This is a genomic window from Pseudomonas californiensis (genome assembly GCF_021147775.1).
GTDB lineage: Bacteria > Pseudomonadota > Gammaproteobacteria > Pseudomonadales > Pseudomonadaceae > Aquipseudomonas > Aquipseudomonas californiensis.
The window spans coordinates 119,116-143,479 of the sequence record NZ_JAGTPK010000016.1 but is presented as its reverse complement, the minus strand read 5'-3'; the positions used below and the strand labels follow the sequence as shown (position 1 = coordinate 143,479).

The following is a 24,364-nucleotide window of genomic DNA, read 5'->3' as shown; positions in this document are numbered from 1 at the left end:
AACGAGCAGCATCCGCACAGCGCTTTGAAATACCGGTCGCCAAGAGAATTTAGGCGCTTGGCAGCAGCATCAATTTAACGGGGAGTTGGTGTCCGGTTTGGTAGGGGCAAGTCCACGAACTTCGCGGTTCAAACCATGCACGGTAGCGACTTACCCGCAATCCCGTTCTCGCTCGAGTTTCAAGTAAGTCGCTTGTTGTACATTACCTGTCGGCCAGATCGCTTACCGTGCCGTCGATACTGTTGTGGATTCCACCCTCTTTGAGATTCGGGAATCCTGTCGACAAACTTTCCTTCCGTTGAGTGGGGGCGGCAGTTGCCCCTGTGCTGGTTTCCGTTCCAGTGTGAATAAGTATAGTGAGTCAAGGGTTTCGCGCAATGCGTGCTCATCAAACGCTACAGATATTAGCTGGGCAGTCGATGAGCGGAACGCTTTCAGTTGTTGCATTAAAGAGTCTGCAGGTACGGTCTATGGTTTTTCTGGCGTGTGAGAGTATGTATCGGGTAGTTTGGGATTAAAAATTGCCGTGTTACAGGTGTTGTCATTCTTGTTATTAATAACATTGTATTTAGTGTTGGGGTAGTTCGATTTCGCTATTCGCTTCTGATAGTCTTGTAGGAACATTCTTTGCGTTGCAAGCGTGAGGGACGGTTTTTATACGAGATTTATCGTTGTCGTGGGGGATTAGGTCGAGCGCTTAACTTGTGAAGGCGTATCGGGCCTGGACAGACCTACATATTGGGCCTGTCAGCTCGGCAGTCGATCAGCCTTGCTGCGTGCAGCATGGCATGAGAGCTTTCAGAGGGGGGGCGGCTTGGGTCGGAAAACAGGAAGTCAGATAGACGTGATCGTTGCTGGTGTCTGCTTATAGTTCAGAGTAGCGGCAGTGTAGTGAGCTGCCGCCCCTCTGATTATGTTCTACAGCCAGGTAGTCGAAGACCCCTTACATTCTTACTCGTGATTCACCGCCACGCCCTTGAGGTATGGAGCAGGTTCGGCACCGAGGTTTTCCAGCATACGGGCGCTGTACCAGTCGACGAAGTTGACCACGCCGAATTCGTAGGTTTTCGAGTACGGACCGGGCTGGTAGGCGCTGGAGTTGATGCCGCGCTGGTTTTCTTCCGCCAGGCGACGATCCTGGTCGTTGGTCGCGTCCCACACTTGGCGCATGCGTTCGACGTCGTAGTCGACACCTTCAACAGCGTCCTTGTGGACGATCCATTTGGTGGTGACCATGGTTTCCTGCGCGCTGATCGGCCACACGGTGAACACGATGATGTGATCGCCCATGCAGTGGTTCCAGGAGTGAGGCAAGTGCAGAATGCGCATTGAGCCCAGGTCCGGGTTCTGGATGCGCCCCATCAGCTTCTTGCAGCCGACCTTGCCGTCCAGGGTCATGGAAACGGTGCCCTTGAGCAGCGGCATGCGCACGATGCGGTTACGCAGACCGAAGCTTGCATGAGCGTACGGGATCTTCTCGGCGTCCCAGGCAGCAGCCGAGGCGGCGACGTGGTCCTTGAATGCCTGATCCGCACGTGGGTCGGTCACGTCGTCCCATTCCAGCAAGGTCTTGAGGAGTTCGGGATGCGAACCGCCGCAGTGGTAGCACTCGCGGTTGTTTTCCAGCACCAGTTTCCAGTTGGCCTTTTCCATCAAGGTGGTTTGCACCGCCACCTTGGTGTTTTCCATGTCGTAGGGTTCCATGTAGTGCTTGAGCGTCGACAGGAACGCGTCGATGGCCGGCGGGTTTTCCGCCAGGCTGATGAAAATGTAGCCGCCCGCGGTTTTGACGTGCACAGGCTTGAGGCCGAACTGCTTCATGTCGAAGTCGTCGCCCATCTCGGTACCCGCGTACAGCAGGCGGCCGTCCAGCTCGTAGGTCCACTGGTGGTAGTGGCAGACCAGTTTGGCCACCTTGCCTTTTTCAGCTGTGCACAGACGCGAGCCGCGATGGCGGCACACGTTGTGAAAGGCATTGACCACACCGTCCGGACCACGCACCACAAGAATCGGATTCTTACCGATCTGCAACGTCAGGAAGTTGCCCTTGGTCGGGATCTCGCAGGTCATGCCGGCGATCAACCATTCCTTGTGGAAAATTTCCTGCATGTCGATTTCAAACAGGCGCTCATCACTGTAGAAAGGCTGCGGCAGCGAATAGGTGCGCTCGCGATTCTGCAGCATCTCGGCGGTGGCTTTGCGTGCAGGTTCCAGCGGGTCGCCCAGGCTCAAGGTTGCGGTGACGTCCATCGTTAAATTCCCTCATGACCGCATCTGAGGCGGCCTGCGAATGTGGCTGATACGGTTGTTGTCGCGTTGCACGCAAGACGATAGATCCGTCGCCCTTGCTTATAACCCTTGATGACGAGTGTGGAGGTCGGCGATCCGCGAACCTTATCCATGGGCGACATGGCCGAATCCGTTCCCGACGCGAAACGCCTTGGCTACCGGGGCTGGTTGCGGTAAGTACGTGAATGTCGTTGATGGATAAGTGACGGTGTCGCGCGTTACGCAGAATTCGCACCATAAGAGGCCGATATTCGGCCGTGGAGATAAGTATGTCCCAAAGTTTCCTCAGCCCGGTCACCACCCAGACATGGGCCAACGGACGTCACCTGGTTCGTGTCGTCAAAGTCATCCAGGAAACCTGGGACGTGCGCACCTTTTGCTTCATGGCTGACCAGCCGATTCTGTTCTTTTTCAAGCCAGGGCAGTTCGTGACTTTGGAGCTGGAAATCGACGGCGTGCCGATCATGCGCTCCTACACGATCTCCAGCTCGCCGTCGGTGCCGTACAGCTTTTCGATCACCGTCAAGCGCGTGCCGGGCGGCAGGGTGTCCAACTACCTGCACGATACTTTGCATGAAGGGCAGGAACTGGCAGTACACGGACCAGTGGGCCTGTTCAACGCCATCGACTTTCCCAACCCCAAAATTCTTTACCTGAGCGGCGGCGTGGGTATCACGCCAGTAATGTCGATGGCGCGCTGGTTCTACGACACCAACGCCAACGTCGACATGGTGTTCGTGCACAGCGCAAGGTCGCCCAAGGACATCATCTATCACCGCGAGCTGGAGCATATGGCGTCGCGAATCGATAACTTCAGCCTGCACCTGGTCTGTGAAAAACACGGGCTGGGTGAGCCATGGGCGGGTTATCGCGGCTACCTGAACCAGAAGATGCTCGAGTTGATGGCGCCGGACTTCATGGACCGTGAAGTGTTCTGTTGCGGGCCGACGCCTTACATGAATGCCGTGAAGCGCCTGCTTCAGGAAAACGGCTTCAATATGGCGCAGTATCACGAAGAGTCGTTTGGCGCGACGCCGCCTGAAGCGCGTGCCGATGCGGTCGAGCAGGCCGAGATTGCCGCAGATGCTCCTGACATTGATGCAGCAGACCTGCATCAGGTTGAATTCAGCGATACCGGCAAGAGCATTCGTGTCGGGCCAGGCGAGACGGTCCATGCAGCCGCTGCCAAGCTCGGCCTGATGATCCCCAAGGCCTGCGGCATGGGCATTTGCGGCACCTGCAAGGTAATGAAGCTCAGCGGCGAGGTGGAGATGGAGCACAACGGCGGCATCACTGACGAGGACGTCGCCGAGGGTTACATTCTGTCGTGCTGCAGCGTGCCGAAAGGTGATGTGCGAATCGAGTATTGAGGGCAGTGCCCAGGGCGTTTTGCCCTGGGCGCATCAGCATCGATCAGCCCTGCATCACGAGGCAAATGTCTGCTGCCAGCTCACGAACACGGTCTTCTTCGGTGTCCCATGAGCACATGAAGCGTGCACCGCCGTTGCCGATGAAGGTGTAAAAGCGCCAGCCCCTGGCGGTCAGCGCAGCAATTGCCGGCTCTGAAAGTTGCAAGAAGACGCCGTTGGCCTCGACCGGGAACATCAGCTCCACGCCTGGAATATCCTTGACCAGATCAGCCAGCAACTGCGCGCAGTGGTTGGCGTGACGAGCGTGCTTGAGCCAGGCGTCGTTTTCCAGCAGGCCTACCCACGGGGCCGACAGGAAGCGCATTTTCGAGGCAAGTTGCCCGGCCTGCTTGCAGCGATAGTCAAAGTCCTCGGCCAAGTCATGGTTGAAGAACAGAATGGCTTCACCGACGGCCATGCCGTTTTTAGTGCCGCCAAAACACAACACATCGACACCGGACTTCCAGGTCAGCTCGGCCGGGGAGCAGTCCAGGAACGCACACGCATTGGAGAAACGCGCGCCGTCCATGTGCAGATGCAGGCCCAGTTCCTTGCAGGTGGCACTGATCGCCTTGAGCTCTTCTGGCTGGTAGACGCCGCCAACTTCCGTGGCTTGGGTCAGAGTCACGACGCGTGGTTTGGGGTAGTGAATGTCCTGACGCTTGAGCGCGACTTCGCGAATCGCTTCAGGGGTCAACTTGCCGCCTGCGCTGCGGGCCGTGAGCAGTTTGGAGCCGTTGGAGAAAAACTCAGGGGCGCCGCATTCGTCGGTTTCGACGTGGGCGGTTTCCGAGCAGATGACACTGTGGTAACTCTGGCACAGTGACGACAGGGCAAGCGAATTGGCGGCTGTTCCGTTGAACGCAAAGAAGACTTCGCAATCTGTTTCGAACAATCGGCGGAAATCATCCGACGCGCGTGCAGTCCATTGATCGTCGCCGTATGCACGTTGATGCCCCTTGTTCGCCTGTTCCATGGCTGCCCATGCTTCAGGGCAGATACCGGAATAGTTGTCGCTGGCGAACTGTTGGCTTTGGTCTGTCATGGCCGATTCCTTTTGGGCGTTATGGTGCGCACTGTAGCGAACAATGGGAATACGGTCATGTGTTGCCTGCATCGCCGGTTTCTACAGTCAGGAGTGATATGGACCTTTCCAACCCGCCTTATCTGCCGGGACGCAACAAGGCGCTGGACCTGCTCAAGTGGCTGGCGATGCTGAGCATGGTGCTTGACCATCTGCGCTACGTAGGCTGGTCGGTCAACGTTCTGTATGTGCCTGGGCGTCTGGCTTTTCCATGGTTCTGCCTGGCCATTGCAGTCAACCTCTCGCGTCGCAGCGCTGCGCTGGTCAGTCCGCGTGTGCAATGGCGTTATCTGGGCTGGCTGTTGGCGTTTGCGGCGCTGTCGGAAATCCCTTATCGGCTGTTCATGGCCGATGCCACCGTGCTGAACGTGATGCCGACCCTCGTGCTGGGGCTGCTGGTCGCTCAGGCCTGGCAACATCGCACGGTAGCGACGCGCATTTTGGGCATCGGTGCCTTGCTGGCTGCGGCCGTTTTTCAGCAGCACCTGATGTTCGGTTTTCCCGGTGTGCTGCTGCCGCTTGTGATGGTATTGGTGTTGAACCGATCGTTGTGGTTTTCGATGTTCCCTGCAGCTTTTTGCCTGGCAGGTAACGCCTGGCCCGAGATGTTCGCTGGAGCCGCGTGGGGCGATCCGATTTCGATTGCCTCGATGATCGTCTGCCTGATCGCGCCCTGGCTGGGCATGGCCCTGTTGCGCAGCAAACCAGACTTTGCGGTCGTGCCCATGCGGCGATGGGCTTACGCGATCTACCCTGTCCACTTCTTGATGCTGCTGGTGCTGCGTGAGTTGTTGCGAGTGATGTGATGCAAGTCCGCCCAGTGCGAGCTTGCTCGCAAAAGCTTTGTGAAGTGCCCTCTCACGAGGTTATGGACCTGACAGCGGGTGCTTCGCAAATCGTTGTAGACAAAACGCCATCAGCGCATTTATCTTCCGCAGCAGGCCGCCTCATGTGGCCAACGTCGCTCGGACGGTTCCGGGCGCTTACGTCTGCGAGATACTCATGGCTGACCAAGGTTTGCCGCGCCGCTTTGCGCGTATAGATCGACTCCCCCCTTACGTCTTCAATATCACTGCCGAGCTGAAAATGGCTGCGCGGCGTCGTGGTGAAGACATTATCGACTTGAGCATGGGCAACCCCGACGGGGCTACGCCGCCGCATATTGTCGAGAAACTGGTCACTGTCGCCCAGCGCGAAGACACCCATGGCTATTCAACCTCACGCGGTATCCCACGCCTGCGTCGGGCCATTTCCAACTGGTACAAGAAGCGCTACGAAGTCGATATCGACCCGGAAAGCGAGGCCATTGTCACCATCGGTTCGAAAGAGGGCCTGGCGCACCTGATGCTGGCCACGCTCGATCAAGGCGATACCGTGCTGGTGCCCAACCCCAGTTACCCGATTCACATTTACGGTGCCGTGATTGCCGGCGCCCAGGTGCGGTCGGTGCCACTGGTGCCGGGTGTGGATTTCTTCGCGGAGCTGGAAAAAGCCATTCGTGGCTCGATCCCCAAGCCGAAAATGATGATTCTCGGCTTTCCATCCAACCCGACCGCGCAATGTGTGGAACTGGATTTCTTCGAGCGCGTTGTCGCGCTGGCCAAGCAGTACGACGTGCTGGTGATTCACGATCTGGCGTATGCCGACATCGTTTACGACGGCTGGAAAGCTCCTTCGATCATGCAGGTGCCGGGCGCGAAGGACATTGCGGTGGAGTTCTTCACCCTTTCCAAAAGCTACAACATGGCGGGCTGGCGGATCGGCTTCATGGTCGGTAATCCGGAACTGGTCAATGCGCTGGCGAGGATCAAGAGCTATCACGACTACGGCACTTTCACGCCATTGCAGGTTGCTGCCATCGCTGCGCTGGAAGGCGATCAGCAATGCGTGCTCGACATCGCCGAGCAATATCGCCAGCGCCGCAATGTACTGGTCAAAGGTCTGCATGAACTGGGCTGGATGGTCGAAAACCCGAAAGCGTCCATGTACGTCTGGGCGAAGATTCCCGAAGCCTACGCGCACCTGGGCTCGCTGGAGTTCGCCAAGAAGCTGCTGGCTGAAGCCAAGGTCTGCGTTTCGCCAGGTATCGGTTTTGGCGAGTATGGTGACGATCATGTGCGTTTCGCACTGATCGAGAACCAGGACCGTATCCGTCAGGCCGTGCGCGGCGTTCGCGGCATGTTCCGGGCTGACGGGATGGTCGCGCAAAAAAGCTGACCCTTCGAGCCTTACGGCGCAGGCGGTGGCGCTGGCAACGGCGTCACCTTGATGACGGGTGTCAGCACAGGTTCGGACTGGGCGGTTACGCCGTATACGACGGACAGCTCGTCTGAACCGCTGGCTACATAATAGTCGCCCGGTACTGCACATCGCGCCGCCTCAGCTTGCGGAACGGTTGTTGAGTAACTTCCCCCTTCAACGGTACGAATGCTGATTGTGGCCTGATGGTCTGCTGAGATGCGGATGGTTCGGTCCATCACGATGTCTTGCAGGGAAGGGTCTGGATAAAAAGTCGAGCCCTTCGGCAGATAAAGGGGCAAGTCGGATTCGTCGGCCTGTGGTGCGGTGGCGGGAGGCACTTCCCATAAGTAGAGGTCGGACACAACCTCTTCATCCTGATAAGACACGACCTTGAATATCACGGAATTGTAGGCGCCATTCTGATGGATGATGTCTTGCGTGGTTGCGTAAAGCCTGGCCTGCTCTATTGAAATGGTGGCGGTGAGCGTGGTGTCCGAGCCTTCAATGAAGGCGGTAACCAGCGCCTCCAGCGTGGGCAGTTCCTGAATGGTTCTGAGCGTGACCAGGCCCAGCTCGACTGCATCATGAAGCACCCCCTGAGAGAGGAAAAGCAGCGGTTCGGTGGCGGGCGCTCGATGAGTTTTTTTCAGCATCAGCGCTCTCCATAGCGCGGGTGTCAGGGTATGCGATCTTGCAATGGCAACCATGATGGGCTCCTTCCTGTCACGGGTGATGCTCAATTTGTGGGGTCAAAATAACCCCGTTTACTCAGGCTGTGTACTGCCAAAGTTGACAGTTTCCATGCTCATCGTCTGATGCGTACGGGACGCTGAAATCTGCCTGATTGCGACATTTCTGCAGTAAAACCCCGGCCTCGAAGGCCCATTGCGGGCCTGCAGATTGTTTGCGCAGGCAGTGTGTCAACTCATGGAACGCGCCGGATACATCAGTATTTCCGGCGAGCTCGCTCCTGTGATCGCCATGTCTGACCCTGCAAATATCCCTCCCCGTCACTCCATGTCGTAAACGCACCTTTGTGTGGCGTCCGTAGGCATCTAGCCAGACGGCGGCGGCCCTACCATCGCTTCAAAGGACAACCACAAGTCCTGTCGATCATTCAGGCGCCACGCCGCCGCTGGAGAACCGCGATGTTCAGCAAGCAAGACCAGATTCAGGGTTATGACGATGCACTGTTGGCGGCGATGAATGCCGAGGAGCAGCGTCAGGAAGACCACATCGAGCTGATCGCCTCGGAGAACTACACCAGCAAGCGCGTGATGCAGGCCCAAGGCAGTGGCCTGACCAACAAATACGCCGAAGGCTACCCGGGCAAGCGCTATTACGGCGGATGCGAGCACGTCGACAAGGTCGAGCAACTGGCTATCGAGCGCGCCAAGCAGCTGTTCGGCGCAGGTTACGCCAACGTTCAGCCGCACTCCGGCAGCCAGGCCAACGCTGCTGTTTATCTGGCGTTGCTGCAAGCCGGCGATACCGTGCTGGGCATGAGCCTGGCGCATGGCGGTCACCTGACTCACGGTGCCAAAGTCAGCTTTTCGGGCAAGCTCTACAATGCGGTGCAGTACGGCATCGATACCGCGACCGGGTTGATCGATTACGACGAAGTCGAACGCATCGCCGTCGAATCGCAACCCAAGATGATCATTGCCGGCTTTTCGGCTTATTCGAAAACCCTGGATTTCCCGCGTTTCCGTGAGATCGCCGACAAGGTCGGTGCTTACCTGTTCGTCGACATGGCGCACGTGGCCGGGCTGGTTGCGGCAGGCCTGTATCCGAACCCGCTGCCGTACGCCGATGTGGTCACCACCACAACCCACAAGACCCTGCGCGGTCCGCGTGGCGGCCTGATCCTGGCGAAGGCCAATGAAGAACTCGAGAAAAAGCTCAATTCCGCTGTGTTTCCTGGCGGTCAGGGCGGCCCGCTGATGCACGTCATCGCGGCCAAGGCCGTGTGCTTCAAGGAAGCCATGGAGCCAGGTTTCAAGGCCTACCAGCAGCAAGTGATCGATAACGCTCAGGCGATGGCGCAAGTGTTCGTCGACCGGGGGTTTGATGTGGTATCCGGTGGTACCGACAACCATCTGTTTCTGGTCAGCCTGATCCGTCAGGGCCTGACCGGCAAAGACGCCGACGCTGCACTGGGGCGTGCGCACATTACCGTCAACAAGAACTCGGTGCCCAACGATCCGCAATCGCCGTTCGTGACGTCTGGCCTGCGCATCGGCACCCCGGCGGTCACCAGCCGCGGTTTCAAGGTCACCCAGTGTGTGGAGCTGGCGGGCTGGATCTGCGACATCCTCGATAACCTCGGCGATGCCGATGTCGAGGCCAATGTCGCAAGCCAGGTTTCTGCACTGTGTTCCGATTTTCCGGTTTATCGCTGAGTCAGGAGTAGCCCTACATGCAGCATTACTCAGGCTTCGGCCTTCTCAAGCACTCCCTCAGCCATCACGAGAACTGGCAGCGCATGTGGCGCACGCCTACCCCCAAGAAGGTCTACGACGTCGTGATCGTCGGCGGCGGCGGGCATGGCTTGGCGACGGCTTACTATCTGGCCAAGGAACACGGCATCACCAACGTCGCCGTGGTCGAGAAAGGCTGGTTGGGCGGCGGCAATACCGCCCGTAACACCACGATCGTGCGTTCCAACTACCTCTGGGACGAGTCGGCTCATCTGTACGAGCATGCGATGAAATTGTGGGAAGGCCTGTCACAGGATCTGAATTACAACGTCATGTTCTCCCAGCGTGGCGTGTACAACCTGTGCCACACCCTGCAGGACATGCGCGACTCCGAGCGTCGTGTCAGCGCCAACCGCCTGAACGGTGTGGACGGCGAATTGCTCAACGGCAAGCAGGTCGCTGAAGAGATTCCGTACCTGGACTGCTCGAAAAACACCCGCTACCCGATCATCGGCGCGACAGTTCAGCGCCGTGGCGGCGTGGCCCGTCACGATGCCGTGGCCTGGGGCTTTGCCCGTGCTGCCGACGCGTTGGGCGTGGACCTGATTCAGCAGACCGAAGTGATCGGTTTTCGTAAGGAAAATGGCGTGTGCATCGGTGTCGAAACCAACAAGGGTTTCATCGGTGCCAAGCGAGTCGGCGTCGTGACCGCAGGTAACTCCGGGCACATGGCCAAACTCGCGGGTTTCCGCCTGCCAATCGAATCCCATCCGTTGCAAGCACTGGTGTCCGAGCCGATCAAGCCGATTATCGACAGCGTGATCATGTCCAACGCCGTGCACGGTTATATCAGCCAGTCCGACAAGGGCGACCTGGTGATCGGCGCGGGTATCGACAGCTGGGTCGGTTACGGCCAGCGTGGTTCGTACCCGGTCATCGAACACACCATTCAGGCCATCGTCGAGATGTTCCCGGTGCTGTCCCGCGTTCGCATGAACCGCCAATGGGGCGGCATCGTCGATACCACGCCGGACGCCTGCCCGATCATCTCCAAGACCCCGGTGCCGAACATGTTCTTCAACTGCGGTTGGGGCACAGGCGGCTTCAAGGCCACACCGGGTTCGGGCAACGTGTTTGCCGCAAGCCTGGCCAAAGGCGAGATGCACCCGCTGGCCAAACCTTTTTCCATCGACCGTTTCCACAACGGTGCGCTGATCGATGAACACGGCGCCGCAGCCGTCGCCCACTAAAAAAAGCCCTTGAGAGCCGTCGCGCTTGCGACGTTCTCAGGCGGCTTTGAAAGGAGAGATACCCATGCTGCACATCTTCTGTCCTCACTGTGGCGAACTGCGCTCCGAAGAGGAATTTCACCCCGCCGGCCAGGCGCATATCCCGCGTCCGCTGGACCCCGGTGCCTGCACCGACGAGCAGTGGGGCGATTACATGTTTTTCCGTGATAACCCGCGGGGGCTTCATCACGAGCTGTGGATTCACGCTGCCGGTTGCCGCCAGTACTTCAACATGACGCGCAACACTGTGACTTACGAAATTCTCGAAACCTATCCGATTGGTGCCAAGGCGCAGTTCACGGACCAGGGAGACAAGGTATGAGCCAGAGCAATCGACTGCCCAATGGCGGCCGCATCAACCGCAGCAAGGTCCTGAACTTCACCTTCAACGGCCAGACCTATCAGGGCTTTGAAGGTGATTCGCTGGCGTCTGCCTTGCTGGCAAATGGTGTCCAGATCATCGGCCGCAGCTTCAAGTATTCCCGACCACGCGGCATCTTTGCAGCGGGCTCCGAGGAGCCAAACGCGGTATTGCAGATCGGTGCGACCGAAGCCACTCAGATCCCCAATGTGCGTGCCACTCAGCAGGCGCTGTATCCGGGGTTGGTTGCGACCAGCACCAACGGCTGGCCGAGTGTCAACAACGACATGATGGGCATCCTCGGCAAGGTCGGCGGCAAGCTGATGCCGCCCGGTTTCTACTACAAAACCTTCATGTACCCGCAATCGTTCTGGATGACCTACGAGAAGTACATCCGCAAGGCAGCAGGCCTGGGCCGTTCGCCGACCGAGAACGATCCGGACAGCTATGACGCGATGAATCAGCACTGTGACGTGCTGATCGTCGGCGCAGGTCCTGCCGGTCTGGCCGCAGCACTGGCGGCCGGGCGCAGCGGTGCTCGCGTGATCATCGCCGACGAGCAGGAAGAGTTCGGCGGCAGCCTGCTCGACAGCCGTGAAAGCCTGGATGGCAAACCCGCAGCGGAGTGGGTCGCGACGGTAGTGGCCGAGCTGAAAAGCCTGCGCAACGTGATCATGCTGCCGCGTGCCACTGTAAACGGCTATCACGACCACAACTTCCTGACCATTCATGAGCGTCTGACCGACCACCTGGGTGATCGCGCGCCGATCGGCATGGTGCGTCAACGCATGCACCGCGTCCGCGCCAAGCGGGTGGTGCTGGCGAGCGGCACGCATGAGCGTCCGTTGGTCTACGGCAACAACGATGTGCCCGGCAACATGCTGGCGGGTGCGGTTTCCACTTACGTGCGTCGTTATGGCGTTGCACCGGGCAAGAAACTGGTGCTGTCCACCAATAACGACCACGCTTACCGCGTGGCGCTGGATTGGCTGGACGCCAGCCTGCAGGTCGTGGCGATTGCTGACGTACGCCATAACCCTCGCGGCCCGCTGGTTGAAGAGGCGCGTGCCAAAGGCATTCGTATCCTCACCGGCAGCGCGGTGATCGAAGCGCGTGGCAGCAAACATGTAACAGCAGCGCGCGTCGCCGCTATTGACGTCAAGGCACACAGCGTCACCAGCCCTGGCGAGTGGCTGGAGTGCGACCTGGTTGCCAGCTCCGGCGGCTACAGCCCGATTGTTCACCTGGCTTCGCACCTGGGCGGCAAGCCGGTGTGGCGTGAAGATATTCTCGGTTTCGTACCGGGCGAAGCACCCCAGAAACGCGTCTGCGTGGGTGGCGTCAATGGCGTCTACAGCCTGGCAGACAGCCTCGCCGATGGCTTTGAGGGCGGGGTTCGTGCGGCCAGCGAAGCCGGCTTCAAAGTCGTCGAAGGTGTCATGCCCAAGGCATTGAGTCGCGCTGAAGAGCCTACGCTGGCGCTGTTTCAGGTGCCGCATGAAAAAGGCACGGCCCGTGCGCCGAAGCAATTCGTCGACCTGCAGAACGACGTCACCGCGGCCGCCATCGAGCTGGCGACCCGTGAGGGTTTCGAGTCGGTCGAACACGTCAAACGCTACACCGCATTGGGCTTCGGTACCGATCAGGGCAAGTTGGGTAACGTCAATGGTCTGGCCATCGCGGCCCGTTCGCTGAACGTTTCCATCCCCGAGATGGGCACCACAATGTTCCGCCCGAACTACACGCCAGTGACCTTCGGTGCGATTGCCGGCCGTCACTGCAAACACGTCTTCGAGCCTGTGCGCTTTACTGCGCTGCATGCCTGGCACATCAAGAACGGCGCCGAATTCGAAGACGTCGGTCAGTGGAAACGCCCGTGGTACTTCCCCAAGGGTGGCGAAGACCTGCATGCCGCCGTCGCACGCGAATGCAAGGCGGTGCGCGCGAGCGTCGGTCTGCTGGACGCCTCGACACTGGGCAAAATCGATATTCAGGGGCCGGACGCCCGTGAATTTCTCAACCGCATCTACACCAACGCCTGGACCAAGCTGGACGTGGGCAAGGCGCGCTATGGCCTGATGTGCAAGGAAGACGGCATGGTCTTCGATGATGGCGTGACCGCCTGCATCGGTGACAACCACTTCCTGATGACCACCACCACCGGCGGTGCAGCACGCGTTCTGCAATGGCTGGAAATCTATCAGCAGACTGAATGGCCTGACCTCAAGGTGTACTTCACTTCTGTGACGGATCACTGGGCGACCCTGACGCTGTCCGGGCCCAACAGCCGCAAGTTGTTGAGCGAAGTCACCGATATCGACCTGGGCCGTGAAGCGTTCCCGTTCATGACCTGGAAGGAAGGGCTGGTCGCTGGCGTACCGGCACGGGTGTTCCGCATCTCCTTCACCGGCGAGCTGTCGTACGAGGTCAACATTCAGGCTGACTACGCCATGGGCGTGTTGGAAAAGATCATCGAAGCGGGCAAGGCCTACAACCTGACGCCGTACGGTACCGAGACCATGCACGTCCTGCGCGCCGAGAAAGGTTTCATCATTGTCGGCCAGGACACCGATGGCTCGATGACCCCGGACGATCTGAACATGGGTTGGTGTGTCGGGCGTACCAAACCCTTCTCGTGGATCGGCTGGCGCGGCATGAACCGCGAAGATTGCGTGCGTGAGCAGCGCAAGCAACTGGTCGGGCTGAAGCCGGTTGACCCGACGCAGTGGCTGCCGGAAGGCGCGCAACTGGTGTTCGATACCAAGCAGGCGATTCCGATGAGCATGGTCGGTCACGTGACCTCCAGCTATGCGCACAACTCGCTGGGATATTCGTTTGCAATGGGCGTGGTCAAGGGCGGCCTGAGCCGCATGGGCGAGCGGGTGTTCGCGCCGCTGGCCGACGGTAGCGTGATTGAAGCCGAGATTGTTTCGTCGGTGTTCTTCGATCCGAAGGGCGAACAGCAGAACGTGGAGTGATGGGTTGTTCTTGCACACGGCTGATCGGTCGAGCGGTCCGCGACAAGTTGTCTTGCCAGTCTGGACGGACGATTCGCGAACAAGCTCGCTCCCACGCGGGCTTGGTGGATTGATCGAGACGTGTGTGACGAGCGTTCTGAGCCGAAACGATCATGTACAACAGAATTCAGAGCAGGTGATCCATGACCACAGTCAATGTTTACCCACAGCGCCCGAGCGCCGACGTCAAAGCCGAGTCGCCATTGTTCCATGCCAGTCTGGACAGTCTGGTCGGGAAGGGGCGCGCCAACCCGGGCGTGTTTCTGCGCGAAAAGAAACTGCTGGGCCACCTTACCCTGCGCGGTGATGGCCGCGACCCGGCTTTTGCCGCAGGCGTGCACAAGGCGCTGGGCATGGAGTTGCCCGCAGCACTCACACTGGTAACCAGCGGCGACAGCTCACTGCAATGGCTCGGCCCTGACGAGTGGCTGTTGATCGTACCAACAGGTGAAGAACTGGCGGCCGAGCAGAAGCTGCGCGAAGCGCTGGCAGGCTTGCATATCGCGGTCGTCAACGTTAGTGGGGGGCAGTCGATCCTTGAGCTGACGGGTCCCAAAGTGCGTCAGGTGCTGATGAAATCCACCAGCTACGACGTGCACCCGGACAACTTCCCGGTCGGTAAAGCGGTCGGCACAGTATTCGCCAAGTCGCAACTGGTGATCCGCCGCACGGGCGAGGAAACCTGGGAACTGCTGATTCGCCGCAGCTTCTCCGATTACTGGTGGCTGTGGCTGCAGGACGCGGCAGCCGAATATGGCCTGGGTATCCAGGCCTGAGCCAAGTGGAGCCTGATCCAGCGTCTTCGCTGCCGCTGTTCGCGCCGCTGCCACCCACGCCGGCCAGCGTCGGTGAAGACCTGACAGGTATCAAGGATTCAGGAGTGTTCGCTTAATGAGTCGTGCCCCAGATACATGGATTTTGACTGCCGACTGCCCAAGCGTATTGGGTACGGTAGATGCCGTGACCCGCTTTCTGTTCGAGCAGGGCTGCTATGTGACCGAGCACCATTCGTTCGATGATCGCCTGTCAGGGCGTTTTTTCATCCGTGTGGAGTTTCGTCAGCCCGAGGGCTTCGATGAGCAGGCATTTCGTGCTGGGCTCGGCGAGCGTGGCGAAGCGTTCGGCATGATCTTCGAGCTGACAGCGCCGAACTACCGTCCAAAAGTGGTGATCATGGTCTCCAAGGCCGATCACTGCCTGAATGACTTGCTGTATCGCCAGCGCATCAACCAGCTGTCCATGGACGTGGTCGCTGTGGTGTCCAATCACCCTGATCTTGAACCTTTGGCTGGCTGGCACGGAATTGCGTACTACCATTTCCCCCTTGATCCCAACGACAAGCCTGCACAGGAAGCGAAGGTCTGGCAGGTGATCGAAGAGTCTGGCGCCGAACTGGTGATCCTCGCCCGCTACATGCAGGTGCTGTCGCCGGATCTGTGCCGCAAACTCGACGGCAAGGCGATCAACATTCACCACTCACTGTTGCCCGGTTTCAAAGGTGCCAAGCCCTACCATCAGGCCTACAACAAGGGGGTGAAACTGGTCGGCGCCACGGCGCACTACATCAACAATGATCTGGACGAAGGCCCGATCATTGCCCAGGGCGTCGAAGTGGTCGATCACAGCCATTATCCCGAAGACCTGATTGCCAAGGGCCGGGACATCGAAGGGCTGACACTGGCTCGGGCGGTGGGCTATCACATTGAACGGCGTGTGTTCCTCAACGCCAACAGGACAGTTGTCTTATAGCGATCAAGCTGCGGGTGATGAGCTTCGCCTGCCGTGAGTAACTGCTTTTCCCTGCTCCCTAACAATAAAAGCGAGGTGACATGTATGTCTGGTAATCGCGGTGTAGTGTATCTCGGCGCTGGCAAGGTCGAAGTCCAGTCCATTCCCTTCCCTAAAATGGAAGATCCACGCGGCAAGCGCATCGAACACGGCGTGATCCTGCGCGTGGTATCCACCAATATCTGCGGCTCGGACCAGCACATGGTACGTGGCCGTACCACGGCGCAGACCGGCCTGGTGCTCGGTCATGAAATCACCGGTGAAGTCCTCGAAGCCGGTCGTGACGTGGAACACCTGAAAGTCGGCGATCTGGTGTCGGTGCCGTTCAACGTGGCATGTGGCCGTTGCCGCAGTTGCAAGGAACAGCACACCGGCGTTTGCCTGACGGTCAACCCGGCCCGTCCCGGCGGTGCTTACGGTTATGTGGACATGGGGGACTGGGTCGGCGGTCAGGCGGAATACGTGCTGGTGCCTTATGCCGACTTCAACCTGCTCAAACTGCCTGATCGCGATGCCGCGATGGAAAAGATTCGCGACCTGACCTGCCTGTCAGACATCTTGCCAACCGGCTATCACGGTGCCGTGACTGCAGGTGTCGGGCCGGGCAGTACCGTGTATGTGGCTGGTGCCGGGCCGGTAGGCTTGGCAGCGGCGGCTTCGGCTCGGCTGCTGGGTGCTGCGGTGGTGATTGTCGGCGACGTCAACCCGACGCGTCTGATCCATGCCAAGTCGCAGGGCTTCGAAATTGCCGACCTGTCCACGGACACACCACTGCATGAGCAGATCGCTGCCCTGCTGGGCGAGCCTGAAGTGGATTGCGCGATTGACGCCGTAGGCTTCGAGGCGCGTGGACATGGCCATGCAGGCGCGCAAGCCGAAGCGCCAGCGACCGTACTCAACTCATTGATGGGTGTGGTACGAGTGGCAGGCAAGATCGGTATTCCTGGCCTGTACGTCACCGAAGATCCGGGCGCCGTGGATGCAGCCGCCAAAATGGGCAGCCTGAGCATTCGCTTGGGTCTGGGCTGGGCCAAATCCCACAGCTTCCACACTGGCCAGACGCCTGTGATGAAGTACAACCGCCAGTTGATGCAGGCCATCATGTGGGACCGCATCAAGATCGCTGACGTTGTGGGCGTTGAAGTCATCAGTCTCGATGACGCGCCACGTGGCTATGGCGAGTTCGATGCGGGTGTGCCGAAGAAGTTTGTCATTGATCCGCACAAGTTGTTCAGTGCGGCGTGATCGTAATAAGTGGGCGGCTGGCGCCGCCCACTTTAGATCGTGCACTACGGGTTATAGCGTGTCAGTTTTCCGGCCGCGCTCATGCAACAAGACACTCGATGAATGTTTCAGGGTTGCTCAACGTCCAGCCTTTTTACTAGCCTATCGGCAAGGCCTCGTGGATAGACAACACCTTTTCCTTGCGCAGTCATAATGGCCCGTTCAGCGCTGTGAAGGTTTCCTTACAGGTAGGAATGCCAGACGGGTTCATAGGCGAAATCTCTATAAAGGCCACTCCCTTGACGGAAGGTGTTTCTTTTAACGATGTCTCTGAGTGTATTGCCGTCAGAGAGTGCGTTGTCAATATCATAGACACTGTGGTAGATAACTTTCCCTTTGTAGCCTTTCACCGGCAGTCCGGTGAGTTCGGATAGTTGTGCCGCAAATGAATTTGCACCGCCGTTGGCAGAGTGACAGACGACAAGGTGAATGGTGTCATACCCGCCCAGACTTCCTTTGTTTTCCTTGATTTTATGATTAAGAAGTTCTGGGGAAACCTTTCCGTCACCCATGCTCAATTGTGGATGTCCTGTTGATTCCGGCGGAATGCCGTGGGCGTGAACCAACAGTTCCCGCTGTCCTTTTTTGGCCACGTTATCGTAGACATTGAGGCTGTCTCCCAGATTGACGTGATTACTCAGTTTCAAACCCTTCATTGTTGATGGGAATTCCTGAAGCAGAGGACGTTTTTGTCTAAGCCCCATCTGTCGCAGGAGTCTAAAAAATAAGGACCCATGGCCGCTGGGATCGACCCGGTTGATCGGATCTCCAACGCAGTACGCATACGCATTCAGACCACCCTCGCCAAACGGACTCAAACTGTCCGGGCTGTTGAACCTCATCAACACTGGATTGAATGCCCTGTACCCGTTGCCCAGCGGATAATGCCCGGTCACCCGGTCTGCCTGTTGACCCGTGAAGCCTGGCAGGTCCATGGGATTGCCCTTTGGGTAACGACCACCATAAGGCGTATAGCAAAAGACTGATTGCGGTATTGCAATGACCGAGTCCTGTTGGTCTGTCGCGAGTAACTCACATTCCGACCCTTCGTCATGCTTTCGTTGAAACGCCAACCGATACTCACCAGCGTGCAACAGCCTGTGTCGGGTCTGCGCCTGGATCTGCGTTGCGAGGCGATTTTTCTGATAGAAGCGCTGTACGCTGGCCTGACTATCGACTTCGCTGCCTGCCAGACGATCGAGAGCGTCGTAGTAATAACGGCAGCGTGTCTCACTCGCAACGGGAGTCATGGGATTCACCTTCTCGACGCCAGACATTCATGGCTCAGTCTGTGTCCGGTTGAGTGAGCTGCCTAGCTATTAGAACTGTCAGGCGGATCATCGGGCGCCTCTGCTGCTCCGACGTCATCCGACGTCAGGGTAGGAAATAACACCTATGCTCTGCCCCCCACCGGGAACAAGCTACCGCTCCCCCAGTCAAACCGTCTGTTTTACCGCTCACTATCGGGCGGTTCAGGTTTTGATGAGGTTGACCGAATGAAGACTGCACGCATGATGGCACTGGCAACGTTGATGGGCCTGGCAGCAAGCCCGGTATTTGCCTTCAACCTGAATGACGCAGCGAATGCGGTTTCCAATGCAACAGGCGGTAATCAGAAAGCGACCGCTGCGCCCGAAGCCGCTGGCCTGCTCAACGCGCTGGGTTCTCAGCTCAACGTGACCCCGGAACAGGCGGTTGGTGGGACAGGCGCATTGCTGGGGTTGGCCAAAAACAAACTGGCTGGTAATGATTACTCGCAACTGGCTAAATCGGTTCCTGGTCTGGAGCAACTGTCCGGTACTTCGGCGCTCGACAGCCTGGGCGGCGCAAATGGCCTTGGCAAGCTGCTGGGCGGGAGCAAGGCTGGCGACAATTCGATGCTCAACAGTGCCTTGGGCAACGTGCAGAGCATGGGCGACGTGAACAACGCTTTCAAGGCGCTGGGCATGGACAGCAGCATGGTCAGCCAGTTTGTCCCGGTGATCCTGCAATACCTGGGTCAACAAGGTGCGGGCGGCTCCGCGTTGCAAAGTCTGAGTAGCGTGTGGGGTGGGGGTAGCTGAACGCGTAGCCTGCTTAATTTGGCAGTGACTTCAAGTGCGAACAGTGTGCAGTGGGCCTGCACGCTGTCCGGTCCACGCTGTATTGTTTCGGTTATGTAAACAGCCAGAGTTTGATGTTCATAGAAACAGCGCTCAACCGCTCATCGCTATCAAAGAAGCAATACGTTATCGCGAACCCGCTAGATATCTCTGATAGCGTTCATTGCCTCTACATGATAGCGTTGCGAAGCGGCTGCTGTTTCTCTACGGAGTATGGTCATGCCCTGCACCAGTTGTTCAAGCGCATCTTTGTCCAGGTCGTAAATTGCACTGTCATACGATCCCGTTGGTCTATTCCGGTACGTGCGCATGTCTGCCAATTGGCTGATCAGGATACGCTCCTGTTTTTTTGGTCGCAGGTGTTTGATTATTCCGAGCGTGGACTCGAAGTTCCCGTGATGTGCTTCGAAGGGGAGCGCTTCACGGGGTAAAAAACCTCGGCCTTGACCCGAGAACGCCTGGCCTGTCCGCTCAGCCCAGCTTCCTTTTGCTTTGGAAAGAAATTCTGCCGCATGATCTGCCCCAACCCTTTCATTTACTTGTGTGATAATCGCGCGATAATCCGTGTTTTGCAGTTTTCTTAGTGTGTTACCGCTGAATGATTTAAAGCTTCGCTGCAGCAGCGACGGAACATTGGCTGTTTGAGATACGACTTTCTTTACGTTAAGTCTTCCTATGGCTTTAATTACCAGCCCGGCTGAACGGAAAGACAAGTGTCCATCCGGGTCGAAGGAATTTATCGGGTCTCCCTTGCAATAGGCATAGGCGTTCAGGCCGGCTTTTTCAAACGGCCCCAGGCTGTCCGGACTATTGAATCTCATGAGTACAGGATTGAACGCTCTGTAGCCGTTCCCCAGTAAATAGTAACCGGTGACCTTGTCTATTGGCTGGCCATTAAAACCTGGCAGGTTCTCTGGATTAGCCGCTGGATGACGGACACCGTAGGGCGCGTAGGACACTTTCTGTAGCAGGTCCGCAATAACAGAACCTTGCCGATCTGTCGCCAGCAACGCGCACTCACTCGCTCCATTTTCCAGGCGATACTGAGCCAACATGTGTTCGTTTGTTTGAAGGGTCCTGTATCTGATCGAACCCTCAATCCGGATAGCGAGGCGACTCTTTTGATAGAAGTGTCGCACAACGTTATTGGCCGATAGGGAAACGCTCGCCAGGCGGTCCAGGGCGTCATAACGATAGGTGTTCAGCAAGGTGTGATTGGGCGGCAGCACGGTCGAGCTCTCCTGTCCTGATGGGATCAGTCTCAATCGCCCGCGAAAAGCCGTCTACCTGTCGAAACTGCTAGTCAGCGCTGCGCGGCCTCAAGCCTCAACGCCGCAATCCGTGCATCCTTCTCGATCCACAATTGGTTGACCCAGCCCTGGATTTTCTCGCGAAACACAGGATCGTTCTCGTAGTCCCCCTGCCATAACGCCGGGTCCATGGGGCGCGTCCTGATATCGACGATCACTTTCGGCACGCGCCCACAAAGCATGTCCCAGAAACCTGGAATAGCGGAGCCGGGGTACACGACTGTCACATCCAGAATCGCGTCCAGCTGTTCGCCCATCGCAGCGAGCACGAACGCAACACCGCCTGCCTTGGGCTTGAGCAGGCTGATGTAGGGCGAGGTCTGTGCCGCATGCTTGGCAGGGGTGAAACGTGTGCCTTCCAGATAGTTGACGATGGTCACCGGCTGACGTTTGAACAGTTCGCAGGCGGCCTTGGTGATCTCCAGGTCCTTGCCTTTGAGTTCAGGATTTTTGGCCAGAAACGCTTTTGTGTAGCGCTTCATGAACGGGTAGTCCAGCGCCCACCAGGCGAGGCCCAGCAGCGGCACCCAGATCAATTCCTTTTTCAGGAAGAACTTGAAGAACGGTGTACGGCGATTGAGCGCCTGGATCAGCGCTGGAATATCGACCCACGTTTGATGGTTGCTGATCACCAGATACGAGGTGTCGCCGCGCAGGCCCTCGTCGCCACGAATGTCCCATTGCGTAGGTATGCATGACGCAAAAATGAGCTTGTCGATTTCCGCCCAGGTTTCCGCAATCCACATGACCGCTCGCGAGCAGCGATCGCGCATCCGGCCTCGAAACAGCAGTTTGAGCAAGGCAAAAATCAGCAGGGGGCCTATCAGCACCAGGGTGTTGATCAGCAGGAGCAGGGCTACAAAACAGCCGGTGAGCACACGGCGCATAAAAGACTCTTGACGGTTCAGGGCGACCAATAATAAAGATCATCGCGTTTTACGCCAATTACACAGGTGCTTACAAATGTTTCACTTAGCGGTAATTATGCTGGCCCGACGTTGAGGCTGGCGAACCAACTGCAGCTTCGTTGTCTAAAAAACCGGCGTCAACCCAGGCGCTGCCCCTTGTGAGGAACCCCACACGTGAAACCGATCCTGGCGCTGTTGTCTCTGCTGGCGTTGCCTGTCATGGCCGCTGAACCGACGCTGTATGGCCGTTATGAAAACATCAAGGTTGCGGAACTGGGCCAGACCTTCAAGGCCAAGATGGACACCGGTGCGCTCACGGCGTCGCTGTCTGCCAAGGACATTGAGCTGTTCAAGCGTGACGGAGACGACTGGGTACGCTTCCGCCTGGCAACCAAGGACGCCGACAACAAGGTTTACGAACACAAGGTGTCGCGGATCAGCAAGATCAAAGGCCGTTCCGATGGCGAAGACGATGATGAAGTCATTGATCCGGTAAAGCGTCCGGTGGTGGACCTGGAGCTGTGCCTGGGCGACAAGAAGCGCACCGTCGAAGTGAACCTTGTGGATCGCAGCCATTTCAACTATCCGCTGCTGATCGGGGCCAAGGCGTTGCGTGAGTTCGATGCCGCCGTCAACCCGGCGCGCCGTTACACCGCTGACAAACCGGATTGCTGATTGACGCCGAGGACTGAAAACGCGCAACGTTTCGCTCTTTGACCAAGCGCTCGGATGCCATGCCACACATTCTGATTGTCGAAGACGAAGCCGCGATTGCCGATACGCTGGTCTATGCGCTGCAAAGCGAGGGCTTCACTACGTCATGGCTCAGCCTGGGGCAGGATGCCGTCAACCATCAGCGGGTATCGCCTGCCGACCTGATCATTCTGGACATCGGTCTGCCGGACATCACCGGTTTCGAGACGTGCAAGCAACTGCGGCGCTTCAGCGAAGTGCCTGTCATGTTCCTGAGTGCACGTGATGGCGAAATCGACCGGGTCGTAGGGCTGGAGATCGGGGCTGATGACTATGTCGTCAAACCGTTCAGCCCGCGAGAAGTGGCGGCGCGAGTCCGGGCGATTCTCAAGCGTATGCAGCCGCGTACTGCACCTGTCTCGGAAAACCAGCCATTCACGGTCGATCTTGAGCGTTTTCAGATCAGCTATCGCGCCCAACCCTTGAGCCTGACCCGTCACGAATTCCGGCTGCTGCAATGCCTGCTGTCTCAGCCCGAGCGGGTGTTCAGCCGCGAGCAGTTGCTCGATGCGATGGGCGTGGCGGCAGATGCCGGTTATGAGCGCAGCATCGACAGCCATATCAAGAGCGTGCGTGCCAAGCTGCGTGTCGTGGCGGCCGATGCCGAGCCTATCCAGACCCATCGCGGGCTGGGTTACAGTTTCAGTCCGGGCCACAGCTGATGCCGCTGAGCATCCGGATCTTTCTGGTCTACGCGGTGTTCATCGCGTTGACGGGTTACTTCGTGCTCAGCACGGTGATGAAGGAAGTTCGCCCAGGCGTACGTCAGTCCACCGAAGAAACCCTGGTCGACACCGCCAATCTGCTGGCCGAGATTCTGCGTGATCAGGTGCGCCAAGGTACGTTGAACCAGGGTGCTCTGCCGGATGCGCTCAAGGCCTACGGCATGCGAGAGCCTCGCGCTACCATCTGGGGCCTGACCAAAAGCCAGGTCAACAACCGCATCTATGTGACAGACGCGAACGGCATCGTATTGCTCGATTCCACCGGTCAGGCAGTGGGTCAGGATTACTCGAAATGGAACGACGTCTACCTCACATTGCATGGCGAATACGGGGCGCGCTCGACTCGCAGCGACCCTGACGACCCGAATTCATCGGTCATGCACGTGGGCGCGCCGATTCGTGACAATGGCAGGATCATTGGCGTGGTGACTGTCGCCAAACCCAACAGCTCGTTGCAACCCTATGTTGATCGTGCCGAGCGCCGATTGCTCTGGTACGGCGGAGGCCTGACGGTATTGGGCCTGTTGCTGGGCGGGCTGTTCTCGTGGTGGCTGGGTTCGGCCTTGCGACGTCTGACCGGCTACGCCCAAGCGGTCAGCGAAGGACGCCGCGCCGAACTGCCGCATTATCGAGGTGGCGAGCTTGAGCAACTGTCTGCGGCGGTCGAGCACATGCGCACGCAGCTTGAAGGTAAAGCCTATGTCGAACGCTACGTGCATACACTGACCCACGAACTGAAAAGCCCGCTGGCGGCCATTCGCGGCGCTGCCGAGCTATTGCAGGATGAGATGCCCCACGAACAGCGACAGCGTTTCGTCAGCAATATCGAGGGCGAGAGCGCCCGTTTGCAGCACCTGATTGAACGTCTGCTCAACCTGGCGATGGTCGAGCAACGCCAGGGCCTGGAAGAACGGGTTCCCATTGCGCTGGCGGAGCTGATCGATGAACTGTTGGCCGCCAGAACTACCCGCATCGAGCGGCAGGGTTTACGCATCGATATTCATATTGATCCCGGTCTGCAACTGCTGGGCGAACGCTTTCTGCTGAGTCAGGCGCTGGCGAACCTGATCGATAACGCACTGGACTTCACTCCTGTCGATGGCAGGCTTGGTCTGACGGCCAAGCCTGAGGGTGAGCGGATCCGCTTCACGCTCTACAACGACGCCGCCCCGATTCCCGACTACGCCTTGCCACGCCTGAGCGAGCGCTTCTACTCCCTGCCACGTCCTGACAGCGGTCGGAAAAGCACCGGGCTCGGCCTGAATTTCGTGGAAGAAGTCGTGCAGTTGCATGCCGGAGAAATGCACATCGGGAATGTCGAGGGAGGGGTCGAGGTGAGGGTGACTTTGTCCGCCATAGGGTAAGGTTTTTCAGTGTGCGATGT

Annotated in this window: 20 protein-coding genes; 14 read left to right on the top strand and 6 right to left on the bottom strand. The window is 58.2% G+C overall.

From position 1 onward, the window contains the following. Positions 1-951: 951 nt before the first annotated feature. Positions 952-2,250, bottom strand: a complete 1,299-nt coding sequence (gbcA, locus tag KDX37_RS17290) for a glycine-betaine demethylase subunit GbcA (RefSeq protein WP_231653924.1) — start codon at positions 2,248-2,250, stop codon at positions 952-954. Positions 2,251-2,558: 308 nt separating this feature from the next. Between gbcA and gbcB the strand changes: the two genes are divergently transcribed. After that, entirely contained in the window at positions 2,559-3,659 is a 1,101-nt protein-coding gene (gbcB, locus tag KDX37_RS17285) for a glycine-betaine demethylase subunit GbcB (RefSeq protein ID WP_231653923.1), read from the top strand. 43 nt (positions 3,660-3,702) lie between these two features. Here gbcB and KDX37_RS17280 read toward each other — a convergent pair whose 3' ends face one another. Continuing rightward, positions 3,703-4,743 (bottom strand): threonine aldolase family protein, encoded by a 1,041-nt coding sequence (locus KDX37_RS17280; RefSeq protein ID WP_231653922.1) that lies wholly within the window; start codon positions 4,741-4,743, stop codon positions 3,703-3,705. 98 nt (positions 4,744-4,841) lie between these two features. Between KDX37_RS17280 and KDX37_RS17275 the strand changes: the two genes are divergently transcribed. Beyond that, positions 4,842-5,588, top strand: a complete 747-nt coding sequence (locus KDX37_RS17275; RefSeq protein ID WP_231653921.1) for a TraX family protein — start codon at positions 4,842-4,844, stop codon at positions 5,586-5,588. Positions 5,589-5,784: 196 nt separating this feature from the next. Then, positions 5,785-6,999 (top strand): alanine transaminase, encoded by a 1,215-nt coding sequence (gene alaC, locus KDX37_RS17270; protein ID WP_231653920.1) that lies wholly within the window; start codon positions 5,785-5,787, stop codon positions 6,997-6,999. Between the two features lie 11 nt (positions 7,000-7,010). Here alaC and KDX37_RS17265 read toward each other — a convergent pair whose 3' ends face one another. After that, a complete protein-coding gene (locus KDX37_RS17265) occupies positions 7,011-7,730 on the bottom strand; it encodes a hypothetical protein (protein WP_231653919.1) in 720 nt (239 codons plus the stop codon). Positions 7,731-8,171: 441 nt separating this feature from the next. Between KDX37_RS17265 and glyA the strand changes: the two genes are divergently transcribed. The 7 genes from glyA to fdhA all read left to right on the top strand — a co-directional run bounded on the left by glyA (position 8,172) and on the right by fdhA (position 17,143). Further along, a complete protein-coding gene (gene glyA / locus KDX37_RS17260) occupies positions 8,172-9,425 on the top strand; it encodes a serine hydroxymethyltransferase (protein ID WP_231653918.1) in 1,254 nt (417 codons plus the stop codon). Positions 9,426-9,442: 17 nt separating this feature from the next. Then, on the top strand, positions 9,443-10,693 hold the full coding sequence (locus KDX37_RS17255; RefSeq protein WP_002555602.1) for a sarcosine oxidase subunit beta family protein: 1,251 nt from the start codon (positions 9,443-9,445) through the stop codon (positions 10,691-10,693). A gap of 64 nt (positions 10,694-10,757) precedes the next feature. Then, positions 10,758-11,054 carry a sarcosine oxidase subunit delta gene (locus KDX37_RS17250; RefSeq protein ID WP_231653917.1) on the top strand — a complete coding sequence of 99 codons (297 nt, stop codon included), beginning with the start codon at positions 10,758-10,760 and terminating at the stop codon, positions 11,052-11,054. Further along, positions 11,051-14,071 (top strand): sarcosine oxidase subunit alpha, encoded by a 3,021-nt coding sequence (locus tag KDX37_RS17245; protein WP_231653916.1) that lies wholly within the window; start codon positions 11,051-11,053, stop codon positions 14,069-14,071. The genes KDX37_RS17250 and KDX37_RS17245 overlap by 4 nt, the downstream gene beginning before the upstream one ends. 182 nt (positions 14,072-14,253) lie before the next feature. Further along, complete coding sequence (locus KDX37_RS17240; protein WP_231653915.1) at positions 14,254-14,886, top strand: sarcosine oxidase subunit gamma; 633 nt, start codon at positions 14,254-14,256, stop codon at positions 14,884-14,886. A 115-nt stretch (positions 14,887-15,001) separates the two neighbouring features. Next, positions 15,002-15,859 carry a formyltetrahydrofolate deformylase gene (gene purU / locus KDX37_RS17235; RefSeq protein WP_231653914.1) on the top strand — a complete coding sequence of 286 codons (858 nt, stop codon included), beginning with the start codon at positions 15,002-15,004 and terminating at the stop codon, positions 15,857-15,859. A gap of 84 nt (positions 15,860-15,943) precedes the next feature. Continuing rightward, entirely contained in the window at positions 15,944-17,143 is a 1,200-nt protein-coding gene (gene fdhA, locus KDX37_RS17230) for a formaldehyde dehydrogenase, glutathione-independent (RefSeq protein ID WP_231653913.1), read from the top strand. Positions 17,144-17,364: 221 nt separating this feature from the next. Here the strand turns inward: fdhA and KDX37_RS17225 are convergent, their stop codons facing one another. Further along, on the bottom strand, positions 17,365-18,459 hold the full coding sequence (locus tag KDX37_RS17225; protein ID WP_231653912.1) for an RHS repeat-associated core domain-containing protein: 1,095 nt from the start codon (positions 18,457-18,459) through the stop codon (positions 17,365-17,367). A 219-nt stretch (positions 18,460-18,678) separates the two neighbouring features. On the opposite strand from KDX37_RS17225, the gene KDX37_RS17220 reads away from it, so the two are divergent. Next, the gene (locus tag KDX37_RS17220) at positions 18,679-19,245 is read left to right on the top strand and encodes a DUF2780 domain-containing protein (RefSeq protein ID WP_231653911.1); all 567 of its coding nucleotides are present in this window, start codon (positions 18,679-18,681) and stop codon (positions 19,243-19,245) included. Between the two features lie 179 nt (positions 19,246-19,424). On the opposite strand, the gene KDX37_RS17215 is transcribed toward KDX37_RS17220, so the two are convergent. Further along, positions 19,425-20,513, bottom strand: a complete 1,089-nt coding sequence (locus KDX37_RS17215; protein WP_231653910.1) for an RHS repeat-associated core domain-containing protein — start codon at positions 20,511-20,513, stop codon at positions 19,425-19,427. Positions 20,514-20,587: 74 nt separating this feature from the next. Continuing rightward, on the bottom strand, positions 20,588-21,481 hold the full coding sequence (locus tag KDX37_RS17210) for an acyltransferase (RefSeq protein WP_231653909.1): 894 nt from the start codon (positions 21,479-21,481) through the stop codon (positions 20,588-20,590). Positions 21,482-21,676: 195 nt separating this feature from the next. On the opposite strand from KDX37_RS17210, the gene rloA2 reads away from it, so the two are divergent. The 3 genes from rloA2 to creC are packed head-to-tail and all read left to right on the top strand — an operon-like array spanning position 21,677 to position 24,344. Next, entirely contained in the window at positions 21,677-22,177 is a 501-nt protein-coding gene (gene rloA2 / locus KDX37_RS17205) for a retropepsin-like aspartic peptidase RloA2 (RefSeq protein ID WP_231653908.1), read from the top strand. A gap of 59 nt (positions 22,178-22,236) precedes the next feature. Next, positions 22,237-22,917: a two-component system response regulator CreB gene (gene creB / locus KDX37_RS17200; RefSeq protein ID WP_231653907.1), complete on the top strand. Its 681-nt coding sequence runs from the start codon at positions 22,237-22,239 to the stop codon at positions 22,915-22,917. Further along, on the top strand, positions 22,917-24,344 hold the full coding sequence (gene creC / locus KDX37_RS17195; protein WP_231653906.1) for a two-component system sensor histidine kinase CreC: 1,428 nt from the start codon (positions 22,917-22,919) through the stop codon (positions 24,342-24,344). The genes creB and creC overlap by 1 nt, the downstream gene beginning before the upstream one ends. The last annotated feature ends 20 nt before the right edge of the window (positions 24,345-24,364 follow it).